This window comes from Microvirgula curvata (genome assembly GCF_054781615.1).
The window spans coordinates 376,803-394,333 of sequence record NZ_BAAGUB010000036.1 but is presented as its reverse complement, the minus strand read 5'-3'; the positions used below and the strand labels follow the sequence as shown (position 1 = coordinate 394,333).

Below are 17,531 nucleotides of genomic sequence, written 5' to 3'. Positions count from 1 at the left end.
GTAGCGTGAATGTCATATTGCATCGCAGCTATCCGCACGGGACCCGCAAAAGAATACATGCTCGACAACGCTCTCATCCTGCTGCCGGACTTTCTGATCATCCTGTTTGGCTGTCTGCTCAAGCGGTGCTTCGCCTATGGCGGCGACTTCTGGCTCCAGCAGGATACGCTGGTCTTCTGCGGGCTGTTCCCGATCATACTGTTCCGTTCCGCGCGGTTGTGAGCACGAGGCCGGCGGTATAGTACTGGTCGGCTTTAGTAGATTGGGTTTGCTATTCAGTTAAGCGCTTGCTCGCGCACTCGTGGTCGTAATGAGCTGCCAGATCGCAAGATCCGCATCAATGCCGTCAGTCCTGGTGCAAACAACACCCCCATCTTCAAGCTGGAGAGCGCCACGCCCGCTCAACTGGCCGCAAGCGCCAGATGGCTCCGCGGGTTCCAGCACGCGGCATGGGGCAGTTGGAGGAGATCACCCACGAGTGGTGTTTTTAATCAGTGACGAACCTCACTACATGCTCAGCACAGAGATCATTGTCGATGGCGGCTTTGCACAACAGTGAGCCACGCAGTAGCCTGATAGGCACTGCCAGCCTTACCCGCTTGGAAAAATCATGAATGTATGGCTTCGATGAAGCGGTAGGCCGGCGACGCACCAGCTCCATGAAAAAAGGGGCAACCCCGGCAGTTTCTTACGGCCGAGCAAAGCTCCGCCGGTCTGCTAACAATATGGCTGGCCAACTTCCGTTCTGGCTCCGTAACGCGCCAACCATCGACCACTGTAAGGACTCATGCTCCATGGACAGAAAAGAAAAGAACGGACTCACCACCACTATCATCCATCGGGACCGCAGGATCGGCATGGAGCATGGCGCACTGCGTGCGCCGGTGCATACATCGGTCCAATATGGCTTTGAAAAGGTGGAGGATCTGATTGGCATATTTCAAGGCACAAAAAAGGGCAGTTTCAATTACTCCCGCCAAGGCACACCCACCACAGCGTTGCTAGAAGCCAAAATCAACGAACTCGAAGGTGGGGTGGGAACAGTATGCTTTGCGACTGGTATGGGAGCACTCACTGCAGTCTTCTTCAGCTTGCTCAAGGCAGGCGACCATATCGTCTCTAGCCGCCATGTCTTTGGGAACACCAGTAGCCTACTGGGAACCTTGCGACAGCTTGGCGTTGAGGTGACGCTAGTTGACATGGCATCCGCACAGGCTGTCGCTGATGCGCTGACGTCTTCCTCCAAAATGGTTTTTGTCGAAACCATCGCCAATCCAGGCACCCAAATCGCAGACCTGCAAGGTATTGGCACACTGTGCCAAGAGCGTGGACTGCTTTACGTGGTGGACAACACCATTACGTCCCCTGCTCTGTTCCAGCCAGCCTTAGTGGGGGCCAGCCTAGTAGTCAACTCATTGAGCAAAGCCTTATCGGGCCACGGCACAGCGCTAGGGGGCGCAGTGACCGATACTGGACTGTTCGATTGGGCAAGATACACAAACATCGCAGACGAATATCGTCGTGCACCAGCTGCACAGCAAGGACTGCTACAGGTGCGCAAGAAAGCGCTCCGTGACATGGGCGCTTCATTGTCATCAGAGCATGCCAACCAAATCTCGGTGGGTATGGAAACTCTAGAGCTGCGCGTACGCCAAAGCAGCTCAAACGCTCAGGCACTTGCCGAATATTTAGCAGCACATCAAGCAGTCAAGAAGGTGTCCTATCCAGGGCTACCTGGACATCCGCAGCATCAGCGCGCTAAGCAGCTCTTTCGCGCCAGCTCCTGGCTGTTGTCGTTTGAGCTAGGCGATGCTGCACGGACAAACGAGTTTCTCAACACCTTGCAAGTTCCGATTAAGGCAACCGGTCTAGGTGACACCAGAACCTTGATCATTCCTGTGGCATCCACAATTTTCTGGGAGGCAGGTCCTGCCAGACGCAAGGAGATGGAGATTCCTGACGGTCTGATACGGGTGTCCGTCGGTATTGAGGAAGTTGAGGATCTCATTGAGGACTTCACACAGGCATTCCACGGACTGCAGTAAGCTATCGTGGACAATCGGCAGGAACTACCCGCTGCGCAGATACACCCATCCCAAAATTTTTCAGCCACATATCACCTACCCGGTAACAGGCAGTGACACCCCTTCACCGCCCTCCTCCACCCGCCCTGGCCACCACCAGGGCATTTTTCCGGGAGTCTGATATGTCTCATCTCATCGAAACCATGGCCTACGTCGGCCAAGTCCCCTGGCACGGCCTCGGGAACCCGTTGTCCGCCCTGCAACCGCTGGATGTCTGGCAACACGAAGCCGGTATGGACTGGGCCATCGAGCTCAGCGATGCGCTGTTTGAAGTTGAGGGTTGCGAGTCCTTGTTGCGTCCTTATCCGCCAGGTCGTGCAATACCAAGCGGTCGTCGGCGTACTCGGTAAGACTGGCGCCGGCAAGTCTTCGCTGTGCAATGCGCTATTCGGTCAGGAAACGGCCAGCGTCAGTGATGTTGAAGCCTGCACCCGCCATCCGCAGGAGATCACCCTCAGCAATCAGAACGGCAAGGGCCTGTCGCTGCTCGATGTACCCGACGTGGGCGAAAGCACCGCCTGCGACGCCAACTACACCGAGCTGTATGCCAGCCTGATGAAAGAGCTCGAACGCTCAGTCGAGAAGTACAACAGCGAGCGCCACCTGGCACACATCCCGAATGTCGAACTGGTCAAAAGCGACTTCACCCAGACCGCTGCGCAGTACCTCGAAGCCAATCCGCACACCATCATTTCCCTACTCTACCTCGACTTCGACCTGTACGAGCCGACGAAGAAGGCACTGGAGCTGTTCCTGCTCCGAATGCCGAAAGGCGCAGATCGTCACCGAAAGCGCCTAGCTCGGTTCTTCACTAACAAACTTCCTCCGCGGCATCCATAGCTACCATTCAAATCCGGGTCGAGGGCGTTGCACTGGTCAAGAAATCGGCTATCTCATCTGCCGGCATAGGTTTGGCAAAGTAGTATCCCTGAACTTCATCGCAACCATGGCTTCGGACAATATCTAGGGTTTCCGCATCCTCGACCCCCTCGGCAATGGATTTCATACCCATCTCCCTCGCCATCTGGGCAATTGCCCTGATAATTGTATTGTCATCATTATTATGGATGGCTCCCCGGACAAAAGACTGGTCAATTTTTAATTTATCCGCATTGAATTGCCGCAAGTAAGTCAGGCTGGAGTATCCGGTGCCAAAATCATCAATGGACAATCTGACCCCTAGCGCTTTCAAGCCCCTTATTGTAGCCAGTATATTATCCGTATCCTTTATCAGGATAGACTCTGTCAACTCCAGCTCCAGGAGCGATGGATCCAGATTAGCATTGGCCAACGCATCCTGGACACATTGCAGGATATTGCCGCGCTTGAACTGGAATGCCGACAGATTAACCGCAACCACCAAATGGCTGCAAATAGATTGCCATCTTGCAGCTTGCCGGCATGCTTCCTGCAAAACCCACTCTCCGATCTTGATGATGAGGCCACTATCTTCAGCCACAGGAATGAAGATCCGAGGTGGAACCAGACCTTGTTGCGGAGAATTCCAGCGAATCAGCGCCTCAAAACCTACTACCTGACCGCTAGCCAAATCAATTTGAGGTTGATAATGCAGAACAAATTCATTACGTTCCAGAGCTTTCCTCAGCCCGCCAAGAATGCTGACATATTCATTTGCATCAACATTCGATTGCTCGGTAAAAAAGCGATAAGTATTCCGGCCGGAATCCTTGGCAAGATACATTGCACTATCAGCCCGTTTCAGCAAAGTATCAAAATCTCTTCCATTATCAGGATAAACAGAAATTCCGATTGAAACAGACAAAAACAGCTCGGCGCCGTCGATAATAAACGGCTCAGCCATTTGTTCCAAAATCCGGGTCGCCACGCGGTTAATTACATTAAAATCATTCAGACAGGAAAGGATGACAAGAAATTCGTCCCCCCCCTGACGCCCAAGAGTATCAGCCTCTCGTATACAACCCTTGATGCGCTCCGCCGCCATTCTGAGAAGCGTATCCCCAACTGAATGTCCAAGGGAATCATTGACCCATTTGAATCGATCAAGGTCTATAAAAAACAGCGCTACCTTGCAGTTTTCCCGATAAGCGCTCGCCATGGACTGCTCCATACGGTCCCGACTAAGCAGACGGTTAGGAAGCCTGGTCAAATCATCGTGTGAAGCTAGGAATGCAATATGCTCTTCAGCTTCAAGCCTTTTTGTGACATCCTGTTTGATTGCCGCAATATGATTGATGACTCCAGTGTCGTCAAGAATTGGAAAAATAACGGCATCTTCCCAATAAAAGCTACCATCCTTCTTTTTATTTCGGAACCTCCCAGTCCACGGATGGCCATTTCTGACCTGTGTCCATAGAGAAGAGTATTCGCTCGCTGGCGTCATCCCGCTACTCAGTATCCGTGGATTTTTCCCCAGAACTTCACCAAGCTGATACCCGGTTGTCTCGGTAAAAGCCTTGTTTACGTACTGAATATGCCCTTTTGCATCCGTCATCACAACGGTCATCGGCCCCTGCTCCACCACCATGGAGAGCTTACGCAACTCCAGCTCGTCTTTCTTTCTCTGAGAAATATCCCGCCCGATGTGAAAGGCACCAATTAATTCACCAGCAGCATTGAATATTGGCCCGTAATGGGAGTCATACGTGATTTCATTTTCACCTTCGTCATATTTCCACTCAGTAGAAAAATTTTCCCCACTCAGCGCTTTGCGCCATTTATTTTCAAACTCTCCGCGCCGCGGCAGGTTGGCTATGGTTTTCTCCAGAAACAGCGCACCTGGCTCCATATGTTCGCCAAATACTTTCTGAAAACAGCCTACATATGCGGGATTACATACGACATACCTAAGATCGGTATCAAGCACGGCAACAATGTCTGGCAGCGCATTGGTGATGGAGAGGATATGTGCCTGTTGCGTTGCATGTAGCTCAGCCTCCAGTCGTTCAACCTGAATGGCGTTCTCGCGGAACACAACAATTGCTTTTGTCAGCTCTCCAATTTCATCTTCCCGAGTCGTTCGAGGTATGCTAATGGTCAGGTCATTATCTGCCAGACGGCGGACGAGTCCGGTCAAGACAGTCAAAGGGCGAATCACCATCTTGTTGACCCGGAATACGGTGCCAGCGAATACAATGGTGACCACAATCAGACTGGTTAAAGCAAACACTAAATTTACCACTGTTTCCAAGAATAAACTGGAACTCTGGTCATGCGCCACATCCAAGGCCGCATCCCGGAGAATAAGGGACGAGTCCAATGCCGGCCTCACCCATTTGTGCCACTCTGTGGCAGATATGGGGCAAGGTCGTCCCTCCCGTGCCGCGGTGATGATGGAACGAAACCGTTGTTCTCCTTCCATCATTAACGTTGTGCGCATGGTGGCCAAAGCGTTGACCAGTTTCGGTTGATTGCCAAGATCACCAACCATTTTTTCCAATTGCTTCGCCAACAAAGCTACAGCACCGGATTCTTCAATAACGGTGATAACTCTGTCTTCGGCAAATTCCTCACCATAAACAAAAACGGCCAAATTTGCCGCTCGTATCCCATTGACCGTCCGCATCTCTTGGGCCAGACGGGCCAGCACAGCAGCTTGAACCAGATGGCTGTTGCCAGACTGCCCCAACGCCAGAAAGGTTTCATCTGTCGCTGCTGTCAGATGGGTAAGCCCTCGGGCAAAACCGTCCTGAATGTCAGGATGGACATTGTGGGGACGCTTTTCTTTTGGTCTGGCGGCCGCTTCTTTTACTTCGACACGAATTTGTCGAAAGATCGCGGCGCTAGCATCAAGCCTAGTAGTAGCCAATCCCGCAGCGAGCATCGCTTGCCGGGCTGAATTCATTAGTGCATCGGTTTTGGCTATTTCTTTGTTTGCATTATCAATCTGGGCCAGCGTTGCCGGATTTTGTCTTGTCAATGGCACATCCCAGGCATTTCTCTCCCGTGGAATCTGGCTAGCAATTTTCAGTGTGAGTTCAAAGGCAGCCAATTGGTTCGATGCCTTTTTTTGCTTTACAAGATCTTTGACTGCGCTATGGATGTCAACGCCGGCCAAGATCGCTGCCAAGGCCCCTGCTATCAAGCTGCCGGCCAGAATCTTCCATCTCAAGCTCACATTCATTTTCATGGCCCAGTTCGTTAATGATGCCGTTGGCTGCACTGCTTACAGTTTTCATCTGAATACGGTGGCTGGATCGTCACTCCTAGACTGAATACGTTACAGCTCAGCTTCAGCACTGCATTGATCCAGGTCATCTTCATGAAAATGGCATCGCACTGAAGCGCAAGCCATCACCGTGGGGGCACTCCCGTCACGGATCAAAATGATATCAAAGTACAGTTCCGAGGCTGATCACGTCACCATGAGATATAGAATAACAAGTAGCTCTCGCCAGTCTTATTTTTTTATTTTACATCAAATCTCATGAATTTATATCTAACGTTTCATCTAATGAATTTTCACAGATTCCCCCTGCGGCAGCTTATGTGCTTCCTGCTGATAGCGAAGCAGGTTTTCATAATTGGATTAGCTATCGGATCAACAATTTATATTCAGAAAAGGCAAAAAGTCAAGCATGCACCACAGCATCATGACTGGTTTATTCTGCATTCTGACAAGCACTTCCAAATATTGATTATCAATCAAACACATTATTGCCATGCGAGAGGTATCCTCCATGCGAAACCTCTGTTGGCAATTCGCAAAAAAAACCGGCCTCCATAAGCCACCTCCTTCCAGCAGCAGGATAAGTAAACTTTACGATGCAGCAAATACCTATTTTTGGGCATTATATTCCTCGCTTTTTATATGCTCAGAATTTTTGGTGTGCCACCACAGCCAAAATATCCGGGCGTTAACTGTAGTGGATGATTTTTGCCGGGAAAGCTTGGCGATCACGGTGGATTTCGCCCTGAAAGCCGCGGACGTAGTGGCGACAATGCGGCATGTGCAAGCCTTGCGCGGGACGCCGCAACGGATTCAGGTCGACAACGGCAGTGAATTCATTTCGGTGGCGCTGGATCAATGGGCGTACGAACAAGGTGTCACGCTGGACTTCTCGCGGCCCGGGAAACCCACGGATAATGCCTTCATCGAGTCGTTCAACGGCAGTCTGCGGGATGAGTGCCTGAACGTGCATTGGTTTCTGTCGCTGGCTGACACGCGTGACAAGATCGAGCGTTGTCGGCAGGATTACAACGAATTCAGGCCGCACAGTTCGCTGGGCGACCGGACTCCCAGCGAGTTCCGGCTAGCCCATCTTGAAGCCGGAAATCTCCAGCTTAGACCGCCCGGTTAGTCGGGATGAGGTCATCCGTGCTCTCATCGAGCCCAACCATGACGCCAATCTTGTCTCGAGGAATGCCTCGCTATAGGCGAGCTCCTCGTAGTCGTTTACCAAATATCGATGCAGGTGGTTTAGCGCATATTCTACGAATTTCGTAGGATGCCCTTGCAAAGCATCTACGTAAAACGTAGAATCAAGATTCCTACTAGCACCCAGAGCATCTACTTGCTTTTGCACTCCCCCTGCCTATCCGGGTGGTCAGTACTGCCCTGGCTACTTGTGCTTACCTTCTTATCTGAATTTTGTGACTGCCTATGAAAATGAATCGAAAGCCTCTCACCATTTTCACTGCCCTTAGCTTAATGGCGTTATTGACTGCGTGCACGGAGAATGCGCCCAACGACAAACTAGCCTATGAAACCATATTGCCGTATGCCAAAAACGATGAGCTTGATGGACTAGTTATCGACGATTTTAAGAAAGAGAATGGCTGGCAAGACACTTCTGCGGAGAATAAGTATAACGTTCGTTACGAATACAATTTAAAGTTAACCAAGCCCCTCCCGGAAGTTGTCCTCGGGCTTGCGAATGGACTCGTGAAAACGGTCCAACAACGCCATAAAAACTCAGGATTTATGGGGGTTGAGGCACTGCAAACGGACCTCAATATTTATACGGAAGCCGATAACTGGGTAGCGTCTCAAAGAGACACCTTCCCGGCACGAAGAGATGCTCTTTTGCTTAAATGCAAGTTATGCACTGACTTTCTTTCAAGGGGTAGTGAGAATGAACGAAACCTTCACTGGAACGCTTTTATCGTAGCTTGGTCGGAATTGGAGAAGCTAGGATTCAAGGACAACGCAGCTATTGGCGATAGGGTTCCGCGACAAGCCTGGTCCGGATTTATGAAAACTGAAAAAGGATGGCGGGCTATCGTGTCTCAATAGACAACGAAACCACGGCTCAAAGATAAGTTATAAGCCAGTAATTTATCGCATAAGATACAGTGGTAATTTTTCTTTTTAATAAATATCCATTGCATTCGAAAAATTGTAAAAAACAGAATGCTTGATATCATCAATATTTTCTTTTTTCTGAAACGTTTCTCTCAAATATAGCTCTGTATTCTTATGAGAATTATCCATTCCCTGAAAATCGGGCAAGCGTCGTCGCCATCAGCACTCACCGTGAATTGTAGCGTGATGATAGCAATGACAATTGCAAGTATGCAGATACGATGATTCCCTTTGTACGCGACTTGGGAATAAGTGATTCAACATCGCAAAGAAGGTACAACTGTCTTTCCTCCCGAGCCGGACAAGACTGCGGGTTAGGCATTCATCATTAACTGTAAGCTGTGAGTGGACAAAGAGGAACCACTCTTCCGCATGGGTGAGGTGCTAAGTCTGAAGGGGGCGCTCCTCTACAAACACTCTTTTCCTGCCTACGACGTCACCGAGATAAAGCCTGGCCAAACACTCAAGTGGCTGGAACAGGTGCGGCATCGTATCGAACGGATTACCTAGTAGGATGAGGGGGCCAGGGCATTCATTGCGTCCCATGCGGCCACGTCATTGAAGTTGCCGGAAGATGTGGGGCCACTGGTCAAGCACCTCGGAGAGAAGTCTAAGTCACAGAGGCAGACAGCCGGCCTGGACAATGCTGCGCCGAAAAATCCATAGTAATAATCTAGGCTCCAAAATAGAGGATAGAAAAGCCATAGAGAATAAGCATCGCAACTCTGGAAAGCTCATTTCAGTCTGCATGGCGGCTGCACTAATGCGACTCTTCCGCACGTGCATTGCAAATTACAAAGTGAGGTTTGAGTCAAAGGTAGTCAATTATTATGAAACAAAAGAAAGCTATTGAATCCTGGGTGGACATGCATTTTCTGCATAATCCTCTACCAAGTGAGGCGCAAGATTTTACGGTTTTCAAGGAGGAAACAGAGGCCAAGGCCGGAAATTTAACAAATCTGGACTTGATTTATCAATTCTGGAAACAATCTGGCGTCAATATAGTGGGAGAGCCTAATTCTGCGTTCTCTCTCTTTAATGAGAATAAAGGTACCATTATTACATATTTTTTGAATGAGAAATGCGTGGAAAACAGAGCCCCCCCTTGGGCGGAGGAAATTTCCGTAGCATTTGAGCTAGTGCAGAAAGAGGGGGGCACTTTCGATGCAAGCGATGGCAGTGTACGATGCGCTATGGACGGCATCTCTGTAGAAGGTAAAAATTTTGAAGAAGCAGCTATGCGAGCTCTGCTGGTGCTGACCGCGCCTAAATCGTAGAAGCCTACTATCAAGCAATGGCAATCAAACCACTTGCCAGTTGACCCCTTACCAGCCTGAGAGCCGAGCTGATACGGAGCCATAATTTTCTAGCTGGTAATATCCACAATCAATACGCGATTATTTTTCATCACCGATTAACCGCATTCAGGTTGTAGAGGGTCGACCTAAACACGCAAAAATAGCTCGAAATCTCAGAAACTGGCATTTCCCGGCTTTTCATCATTGCCAGCGCTTTTCGTTGTTGTGGTCTATCCCAGCAGTTGCCGGCCCGGGAATATCTTGGGGTGATACCATTCAGCCGTAACAGTTGCTGGTAATCGAACGCACAATACTGACTGCCGCAGTCGGAGTGCTACAGCACTTCACCTTGGGGGCGGCGGCGAGCAACCGCCATCGTCAAGGTGGCCTGCACCAGTTCCTGTCGCATCCGATAATGATAATTTTTAGCATTAAAAACTTAGAAAGGATATAGTGTTAGCTACCGCGTCGAGCGCGGTACCACTCAAGTTCTTTGCTAAGAGCATCTATTTCGGCTTGCATACCCGCAGCTCGCCTGAGCAACTGGCCGACTTGGTACCAGTAGGCGTACCCAAGATCACCATCGGCCAGCGCTAGCTCGTGGATTTCCTTAAGTGCAACTTCCAGGTCGATACTGTTATCTTGAGACATGTCGTCCTCGACTAATCCGCTATCTTGACTGCCACTTCAGCTACTCTAACCGATGCCCCCCTTATTCTCAAAATGCGACAAAGTTAGGCTGTTCTCCTGACGATAGTCGAAATGGGACCACCTTTCCTGATAATTTCAGTTATCAGGAAAGATGCTTGCCGCCTGCTAGTTTGTGACTGATTGAATGGGGAAAGGTCAGGACGAGCATCTAGGGAAATTCATCGAAATTAACCTGCGTATTGGTGTTACCCAAGGGAAGGTCACCAAAATTTTCCTCTTCCACGAGTTCAACCGTGAAATTCATCAAATTTGCGCAGCTTGCCGCAGTTCCGACGCCATATTCGTACAATTTTGGTGACCTTCCCTTCCATTTGCATGCACTGACCGCAGAGTGTGGATGAGCCCCCCGAACGACAGGACACCGCATCCCGCCTAAACTAAGCGGTAGTCTTGAAACCATGTTCAAACCCATGTCCAAAATCGAGCGGGTCGATGTGCTGGCCCACCCAGAGCAACGACGCCGGTTCAGCGTCGAGCAGAAGCTGGCCATCGTGCGGGAAACCTTCGAGCCCGGTCGTTCCGTTTCCACCGTGGCGCGACAGCATGATGTGCACGCCAATCAGGTGTTCAAGTGGCGCAAGCTTTATCAGGAAGGCAGCCTCGCTGCCGTCAGGACCGGGGAGTCTGTCGTCCCGGCTTCCGAGCTGGCTGAGGCCATGAAGCAGATCCGCGATCTGCAGCGTATGCTCGGCAAGAAGACCATGGAGAACGAGATTCTCAAGGAAGCGGTGGAGATCGCCCACTCGCGAAAATGGATTGCGCGCATGCCCTTGTTGCCCGGGGACGACCAGTGAAGGCGGTCAGTGGAAGTCTCGGCGTGGCGCGCTCAGCCCTGATGGTCCGTCTTCACCGACCTGACGACTGGCAGGATGGATGCCGGCACCGGAGCCGGGATGATGCGGCGCTGGTGGCCGAATTGAAGGCTGTCATCGTTGATCTGCCCAGTTACGGCTATCGCCGCACCTGGGGCGTGCTGCGTCGCCAGCGCGATCAGTTGGCCTTGCCGAGAGTGAACCGGAAGCGGGTCTACCGGGTCATGCGGGAGCATGGCCTGTTGCTGGCGCGGCGCATCAAGCGGCCCGGGCAGACGCGCCGGCACGAAGGCCGTGTGGCCGTGGCAGCCAGCGACACGCGCTGGTGTTCGGATGGCTTCGAGTTCAATGCCGACAACGGCGAGAAACTGCGGGTCACGTTTGCACTGGACTGCTGTGATCGGGAAGCACTGAGCAGGATCGCCAGTCGGCGTGGATACCGTGGTGACGACGTACGCGACGTGATGCTGGCGGCGGTCGAGCACCGTTTCAGCCTGGAACGACCGCCGTATGCCGTGCAATGGCTGAGTGACAACGGCAGTGCCTACACAGCAGAAGAGACCCGCCGCTTTGCCCGGGAGATCGGACTGGAGCCGGTGACGACCCCGGTATGCAGTCCGCAGAGCAACGGGATGGCGGAGAGCTTCGTCCGGACGATGAAGCGGGATTACATCGCCTTCATGCCAAAGCCGGACGGGAAAACCGCACTGGCGAACCTGGCGCAGGCCTTCGAGCACTATAACGAGCACCACCCGCGCAGTGCGCTGGGCTACCGGTCACCCCGGGAGTTCAGACGCTGGCGATTCCTTCAACCTGAGGCGGGTACGGGTGTCCTAAGGTACGGGGGCAAGTCCAGTGCGTACAATTTTGGTGACCTTTCGAGGTGCCAGTTTCCAGCTCTTGTCTCTGTGCCGTGTTAATACTTTTTTTTGCAGTGTTTTGATTGGCAATCACGGTAAATGGAGGTAATGCCTGCTTATACTGATTGCAGTCATGTGACTGCTTGCCCAGTACCGTGACTCATGGAGAAACTCCTCTCTCCGAAGACGCTTGCTAACTACCTTGGCCTTGCCGAGCAGACCATTTACAACCGCCACTCGACCGGCGGCGACCTGCCCCAGGCCATCAAGCTTGGCCGCCTGCTGCGCTTCCGCTTGGCTGACGTCGAGGCCTGGCTAGAAGCAAAGCACCAAGCCTGCGCTACACCGCTATCCTTCCCCCCTACCCAGCCTCTCACACCCAGACGACGCGGTCGTCCAACCAAGGCCGAACAGGTCGCGGCACGACAGCGTCACTGAGTTATCCCCCTTTGCACTCAGAAAAATGCCCCGGCGGGAACTGAACTGCACCCCAAGCGTTGGATCGGTGTCCAACTTTTGGGGGCAGTTCACCGCTCAGTGCGGGGACAGAGATTTGTTGCAATACCGAGGACAAAGCTAATTAGTTGCTGCAGGACACACACGAGGTGTGCCCGTGTCTCACTCCTACCCGGTCGGTAGTCGCCCCCTCCACCGAATCGATTGCCCGGTCCGCTGATTCAGGAAGTTCACGTCCTCAAAGCTCAAACACAGGAGGTGACTGAATCCGTCAAGATTGGCTGGTGGACGCCCCGGTTAGGTAATGGAGATGACCGCAATCGAGGCCAAGCACGGCTGCGGGCCTCTACTTGTCCTCGGCTTGTACATGCAGTCAAAGCTTACAAGCCATACCCAAGCAGCTTCTAGGCTACTGGCGGCCCGCCTGTCGCACTACTCCTGCGGCTTCCAATTAGCATGCGCAGGAGTAGGACTCCAGCACGAAGACATACGGACTTTTTTACTGTAAGCCAATGCAACCGAGCCCAGAAGAGCGGCTGTTTTCTTACGATTCTCGTCTGATACGCTGCCAGGAGACCCATCCGCTTTGCAGCGGGGATGAGCCCAATGGCTCCAGTAGGGTTTCTCTCGGTCCTCTGTTATATCAGGCCTACCTGCAATGATTTCTTCTGGGCTAGGAATATTATTTTGCATAGCCTTTGTTGGAATATTGGCGTCAAGCTCAGCAAGAAAATCATTAGGCAGCAACTTGTTTTCAGATTGCCCTCCATTGGTGGAAAGCACTTTGGCTAACCGGCCATACATATCGCCAAAATAGCCTGCAATTTTATAGTCTTCCGAAACTTCAAACAAAAAGAACTCGGACTGGGGCTGAGCCTCTGTTCCTCTTGAGGTTAATGAAAAAATAAAAGGCGTCTCACCCGTTGAGAAAATACATTCAAACGTCACCCCACCTTGCCTACTTCTGAAACGTTGATGCTCTACAGCTTCACCGTGAGCATTAAACATGTTGAGCATGCTCTCATGCAGAGCCTTAAGGTTTTTCATGAACATGGCCATCCCCTTTTTGCAAAGTGACAATGCTGCTACCTAGTACTGTATCGAAGTTTTTTGCTGGTTCATGTTACTCAAACCGAGAATCTATTGGTTGCATTCCAGCTTGTCGCCGTGACAATGCCTCTTGATGATTAATCACACCGCACTTCAGTCAGACGGGCCACCTAAACGACATTTAGAAGACAGTGCACCGACCGCTTGCCCAAGTAAAACAAACATCTCCATCGCTACGCGTAGTCAGCACAAAACGGTTATTGCCAGGAGCACGAAAGTCAGCGATGCCCGTTACCTTACTAGCGTAATATTTCGTAGTTTCCTGAGTGCTGTACTGCTTGTAATCGTCAGAAATAACCACCAGTTGTGGGCGACATCCGTATGTGTCGAACATCTCCTTGCAGATGCCATTCTCTCGTCCATGATGGGACGCGACCAGCACATTGATATTCGGGACAATCTGACGGAACCGAGCATTTGTCGCTAAAAGGTGCTCGAAGCCATTGCACTCCATATCGCCGGGAAAAAGGAACGATGTTCCGTAGACCGTTAGATAGACCACTAGGCTAAGGTTGTTCTCGTCGTCGAAGATGGGGTAGTCGTTATAGAAGTATTCCAGTGATACACCAGGGAAGGTCGGCGAAGGATTGGGCGAGCCACCAGGAGGGAAATAGTTCCCTAGGCTTTGAACCAAGGCATCAATGCCTTTTCCCATCCCGGTTTCACTCTTTAGGTGACGGATGGTCGCTGGCGTCACAGATGTGTTGCGGACTATCCAGTCCACGTTGACTCCTTGAGCCAGCAGGTCGGGATAGCCTGAAACATGGTCCTCGTCGTAGTTGGTGACGATGAATTTTTCAAGATAGGTCACCCCCATGCTGCGCAGGTGACGCCCGGGATACCACCCCGTCGTTGCGTTGTGCCCGCAGTCAATGAGGACCTTTCGCCAGTTGCCAGTTCCCGTAGGTGTGGTCAGTAAGGCACACGCACCGTGCTCCACGTTGAAAATTTGAAGGAGTGCATCATTCACCGAGATAGGAACCATCACGTGTCCTTGCTGTGGGCGTATGAGGTGAAGACCTCTACAGCGTAATGACGAAAGAATTTAAGGTATCGGAAGGTCATGCCCACTCCGACGGTGGCAGCAGCCCAAGAGCAGTACAGGTGCACTTCAGCGCCACCATTCCAGCGGTAGGACCAGTAAAGTAGTACCGCGTCGATGAGCGCAACCAGCGCCGTGTTGCGGCAAAAGCCGTAGAGGTTCAAGAAGTTCTCAAGCCGCGCCATAACCACTGAGTCAGACCGTGCTCGAGCGTAGGCCACCCAGAACATCCCCTCACCCGGGCTCGTCACCCCCTCGGTCGCAGCCTTTTTCAAAACCAGGGCAATTGTCTCATCAGGCAAGGCCTTGAAGTAACCAGGCATGCAGGCTCGCAGCCATCTAGGCGCATTCGAGCGACCGAAGAGCACCCTGCGGGGAAAGCCAAGAACCTTACCAACGAACAGGTGCTCGAAGACCTGTGCCGACATGCTAGCTACTAGCTGGCCCGAAGCGTACGCGCTTGCCACGGCCACCACACCTTGCACAATCGTCCACGAATCCCTGACGAGCAATTCCGTTCCAGCGACTTGGTCGGCAACGAACAACAGCAGGAAGCCCGCGGATAGATAGGCCCAAAAGTCGTAGGAAGTGAACGGAATCTTTTCCATAGCTGCTAGGCCTCAGAGCTGCTCAACCACGACAACAATGCCTTGCGGGGTCCACACCAGAGAGACCGCCGGGCAACCTTCAAAATCCTTGGCAATTCGACTCAAGGTATCCCGGTCTAGGCTCGAATGTTTTCCGCCCATGGGATGGCTATGCCAAGTTCCAACAAAGTGCAGATGCCCTAACGAATCATCATGTGCGCTGCTAAGTGCAGAAACGAGACCAGTAATCCCCAAAACGAACCTCGACTCAGAACGCTTGCTATCTGAAGGGACATCAATCAAGCCCGCCACAATGATGGTCCGAGTAGTATGGGAAACGTGACCGATGAGCGCCCCCCCGGTCTCGAGTCGGCCCCACTGCTTTGCGTCGACGTCAATGGCTTGAGCGACTGAAGCCAAGACACGCACGGTCCAGCCATCTTCATGTGCTGGTGATAACACGACGGAAGGCTGTAGCTCTTCACTCGCCCAGTTCATACCTACGCCAGACGCGTCCTCCAAGCCGAAGCAGAGCTGCCCAAGGACAGGCATTTCCTGCGTCAACCACCGTTCCAGCTGACTCCCCACCATTGCCGCAGCCCTAGAGACCTTGCTATCAGTCATTGGCATTGTTAAAGACCGGCAGTTGTCTCCAACGAAGATGCGGGTTGGGTCTGACGTTTCACCACTAATCCGGGCTCTCAACGCGGCATCATGCCGGCAATGCTCAAACAAACGCGCCCGGAGGTCCTCGGCTGTAACGGACCGTTGTGCTCCTTCTGCGAACAAGTAGACGGCTTTACCCTGCGCATACATACCTGTTTGCACCAAGCGGCGAGACAGCACCTTGGTCAGTGGAACCGATACTGTGGCTGCTGAGGCCACGAGAAGTGAAGCGGTCGTGTCGATAATGACGGCCTCATCCTGACCAAGCAGTTGGTCAGCGATTTCCTCATTGAGCAGCACGTCTGCCGCATCAATTTGATATGACTCGCAATCGTCATGGCCGAGCTCCCCCAAGGCCTGCTCCATTAGTGTTGCCTTGTACGGGTTGAAGGCCATCTGCCTGCGAGGAATCAGGGCATGTCGAGCTCCGTTGTGTGGGGACATGACTTCGTTGTCTATAAAAGTCATGTTGCCTACACCTACACGCCCCAAATGCAAGGCCACCTTTGAGCCCAAGCTGCCACACCCAAGCATCAGCAGCTTTAGCCGCTTTTGGTCTGCAGGCAGGCCAGAGGCAAGCGATAGTAGTGCTGGCGACACCCGATGGGAATGAAACGCCGGATGGGCATGGCTGACCGGCTCCAGCGGTTTCTGCTCATTCAAAGTGAACCGGACTACGTACGGCAACACCTCGACTTGCCTCCCTGGTGAACCAACAAGAGAAGCGGGACGATGAACGAGCAGCACAACGGCTGCGAACACACCGGACGACCAGTCGGCATCCGCCGGGCGCTGCAGCGTCATCTGGAATACATAGCGGTGCAGTACGGACTGAATTTGCTCGCTTCTAGCTCCTAGTGAGGCCGCCCTTTCCAAGAGGGACGGAAGGTCTTCTACTGTTTCTGGCAAGTATTCCGACACAACTCGCGGCGCCCCAGAGTCATCGACACAGCGGGCGAACAAGAATGGCAAATCGCCACCAGCCCACTTAAAAGAACGCCGCTGATAATGCTGCTGACTAAACGCCGGCTCGACTGCCTGCATGTCTTCTGCGGCATAGGCCAACAGGGTACCGTCATAGGCGAAGTAGCTTCCTCGTATAAGCAATAGAGCTCCATCCAGAGGAACCCTCGCGATGGCATCCTCTGCACTGAAAACCACGGTTGACGGAGACGAATCACGCCGCGTAGGCTCCCAGCCTTGCTGCATATCGATGAGTTGCCCAGACGCCGCCTTGCTTAGCCATTCGCTAAGTTGGTCAACGATACGCTCCAACCCAAATCGGTGAAGCACTTCATCCAAGGAACCCTCAAAGAGGCAGGGGTTTACTCTCTGGCCTACCTTGTGCGGGTTTATGTGCGGAAGATTGAGAGGGAAGTCCTCCCGCAACCAGACCTCGGGGGCCCGCATCGGCCAATCAACAGGGAAAGTTAGCCAGCACGGCTCGATAGCGCGAATGCCATTTGGGGTAACTCCATCAACTCGAAAGCGACTAGGTAGAGATACCTCTATCGTCGCCTCAATTTCAAATCCGCCGTTGTCCAACATAGGTTGCCCCACGCTGGACAACGCAGGATGGCGTTGTAGCAGGACCACTGCATCTCGAACGGCCTGCATTGCTA

The 17,531-nt window shown here is 52.3% G+C and carries 11 protein-coding genes and 2 pseudogenes; 8 read left to right on the top strand and 5 right to left on the bottom strand.

Features of this window, described 5'->3' with window-relative positions:
- Nucleotides 1–57: 57 nt before the first annotated feature.
- The 3 genes from ACYVG8_RS18760 to ACYVG8_RS18750 all read left to right on the top strand — a co-directional run bounded on the left by ACYVG8_RS18760 (nt 58) and on the right by ACYVG8_RS18750 (nt 2,924).
- On the top strand, nt 58–222 hold the full coding sequence (locus ACYVG8_RS18760; protein WP_460746570.1) for a hypothetical protein: 165 nt from the start codon (nt 58–60) through the stop codon (nt 220–222).
- Nucleotides 223–794: 572 nt separating this feature from the next.
- Nucleotides 795–2,045 carry a cystathionine gamma-synthase family protein gene (locus tag ACYVG8_RS18755; RefSeq protein ID WP_460746569.1) on the top strand — a complete coding sequence of 417 codons (1,251 nt, stop codon included), beginning with the start codon at nt 795–797 and terminating at the stop codon, nt 2,043–2,045.
- A gap of 354 nt (nt 2,046–2,399) precedes the next feature.
- Complete coding sequence (locus ACYVG8_RS18750) at nt 2,400–2,924, top strand: GTPase family protein (protein ID WP_460746568.1); 525 nt, start codon at nt 2,400–2,402, stop codon at nt 2,922–2,924.
- A 7-nt stretch (nt 2,925–2,931) separates the two neighbouring features.
- Here the strand turns inward: ACYVG8_RS18750 and ACYVG8_RS18745 are convergent, their stop codons facing one another.
- Entirely contained in the window at nt 2,932–6,192 is a 3,261-nt protein-coding gene (locus tag ACYVG8_RS18745; protein WP_460746566.1) for an EAL domain-containing protein, read from the bottom strand.
- Between the two features lie 706 nt (nt 6,193–6,898).
- Here ACYVG8_RS18745 and ACYVG8_RS18740 point away from each other — a divergent pair.
- The 5 genes and pseudogenes from ACYVG8_RS18740 to ACYVG8_RS18720 all read left to right on the top strand — a co-directional run.
- Nucleotides 6,899–7,363, top strand: a pseudogene (locus ACYVG8_RS18740) (integrase core domain-containing protein); the annotation flags it as partial.
- A 302-nt stretch (nt 7,364–7,665) separates the two neighbouring features.
- Nucleotides 7,666–8,298 (top strand): hypothetical protein, encoded by a 633-nt coding sequence (locus ACYVG8_RS18735; protein ID WP_460746565.1) that lies wholly within the window; start codon nt 7,666–7,668, stop codon nt 8,296–8,298.
- 899 nt (nt 8,299–9,197) lie between these two features.
- On the top strand, nt 9,198–9,644 hold the full coding sequence (locus tag ACYVG8_RS18730; protein WP_460746563.1) for a hypothetical protein: 447 nt from the start codon (nt 9,198–9,200) through the stop codon (nt 9,642–9,644).
- 1,130 nt (nt 9,645–10,774) lie between these two features.
- Nucleotides 10,775–11,985, top strand: a pseudogene (locus ACYVG8_RS18725) (IS3 family transposase); the annotation flags it as partial.
- A 225-nt stretch (nt 11,986–12,210) separates the two neighbouring features.
- The gene (locus tag ACYVG8_RS18720; RefSeq protein ID WP_460746562.1) at nt 12,211–12,486 is read left to right on the top strand and encodes a helix-turn-helix transcriptional regulator; all 276 of its coding nucleotides are present in this window, start codon (nt 12,211–12,213) and stop codon (nt 12,484–12,486) included.
- Nucleotides 12,487–12,936: 450 nt separating this feature from the next.
- On the opposite strand, the gene ACYVG8_RS18715 is transcribed toward ACYVG8_RS18720, so the two are convergent.
- The 4 genes from ACYVG8_RS18715 to ACYVG8_RS18700 form a co-directional block, all read right to left on the bottom strand.
- Complete coding sequence (locus tag ACYVG8_RS18715; protein WP_460746560.1) at nt 12,937–13,557, bottom strand: DUF6037 family protein; 621 nt, start codon at nt 13,555–13,557, stop codon at nt 12,937–12,939.
- 178 nt (nt 13,558–13,735) lie between these two features.
- Nucleotides 13,736–14,602, bottom strand: coding sequence for a ComEC/Rec2 family competence protein (locus tag ACYVG8_RS18710; protein WP_460746559.1), 867 nt, complete (start codon nt 14,600–14,602; stop codon nt 13,736–13,738).
- Nucleotides 14,599–15,264: a hypothetical protein gene (locus ACYVG8_RS18705; RefSeq protein ID WP_460746557.1), complete on the bottom strand. Its 666-nt coding sequence runs from the start codon at nt 15,262–15,264 to the stop codon at nt 14,599–14,601. Before ACYVG8_RS18705 ends, ACYVG8_RS18710 begins: the two co-directional genes overlap by 4 nt.
- Nucleotides 15,265–15,276: 12 nt before the next feature.
- A complete protein-coding gene (locus ACYVG8_RS18700) occupies nt 15,277–17,526 on the bottom strand; it encodes a ThiF family adenylyltransferase (protein ID WP_460746556.1) in 2,250 nt (749 codons plus the stop codon).
- Nucleotides 17,527–17,531 lie beyond the last annotated feature (5 nt).